This is a genomic window from Mesorhizobium sp. M4A.F.Ca.ET.050.02.1.1 (genome assembly GCF_003997725.1).
Classification (GTDB): Bacteria; Pseudomonadota; Alphaproteobacteria; order Rhizobiales; family Rhizobiaceae; genus Mesorhizobium.
The window spans coordinates 1-997 of sequence record NZ_RZSG01001257.1 but is presented as its reverse complement, the minus strand read 5'-3'; the positions used below and the strand labels follow the sequence as shown (position 1 = coordinate 997).

Genomic DNA, 997 nt, shown 5'->3' with positions numbered 1-997 from the left:
CCCGTATCTATGACTGCATGGGCATCGCCCGCGATATTTCGAAGACGTCGAACGGCGTCGTGCGCTCGCTGGTCGAGCGCGGCCTGGCGCGGCCCGACCCGCTTCACCTCGGCCTCGACGTCACCGCCAATTGCGAGTTGGTCGCGGCCGACGGCACGGTGTCATCCAAGATCCTCGCGATTGGACCGCTGACGCGCGGCACTTTCTTCGAAATCGACGCCATCCCCGACATTCGCGTCCAGTGCGCAAAGCTCAGCAAGCAATTGCTGGGTTCGGATTGAACCCGATGGCCGGCAGGCCAGAGCGACTGCCTTGAAAGACAAGCGCCCTGCCATGGTTTTTGATCCCGGGTGATGGCGTTGAGGATGGTCAGCAGCTTTCTGGCTGTGCAATGACGCCGACGATTTTGGCTTGCCCTTGGCGACAAGCTTGCATGAAGCATTCGGTAGGCAGGGTCGTGTCCTAGGCATATTGCAGTCTGGGCACGACTCCGCGCCGATCGACCGGCGCAGCAACGCTAACGCCGATTGTTCTCGAAGGCACCTACCCCTTGCGCGATCAGGTTGGTGGCCATCACCAGCGAGACGATCGCGCCCGAGTTGAAGACCACCACCCACCATTTGCCGCCGGTGAGGAAGCCATAGCCATCGGCGATCGCAAGGCCCCAATCCGCCGAGGGCGGCTGGATGCCGAGGCCGAGAAAGCTCAACGTCGCGATCGAAAAGAAAGCGTACCCCAGCCGGGTGACGAGTTCGATCAGGGTCGTCTCGCGGATGTTGGGCAGGATCTCCAGCGCCATGATGGCGAACGCGTTCTCGCCGCCCAGGCGAGCGGCGCTGACATATTCGCGTTCGCGCTGCTCGCGCACCGCGGCGCGCACGGTTCTTGCCACCAGCGGCGCATAGGCGATGGCGATCACCAAAATGACCGTGAGGTTCGAGGGTCCGAGCGCAACCAGTGTCATGGTGACGAGCACGATGAAGGGAAAGGCCATCAG

1 protein-coding gene and 1 pseudogene are annotated in these 997 nt (G+C 62.6%); one reads left to right on the top strand and one right to left on the bottom strand.

All coding sequences use genetic code 11. From position 1 onward, the window contains the following. Positions 1-281, top strand: a pseudogene (locus EOA33_RS36765) (FAD-dependent oxidoreductase); the annotation flags it as partial. Positions 282-517: 236 nt separating this feature from the next. Here the strand turns inward: EOA33_RS36765 and EOA33_RS36760 are convergent. Then, positions 518-997, bottom strand: a 480-nt coding sequence (locus EOA33_RS36760) for an ABC transporter permease (protein ID WP_145989554.1), incomplete at its 5' end; no start/stop codon positions are given.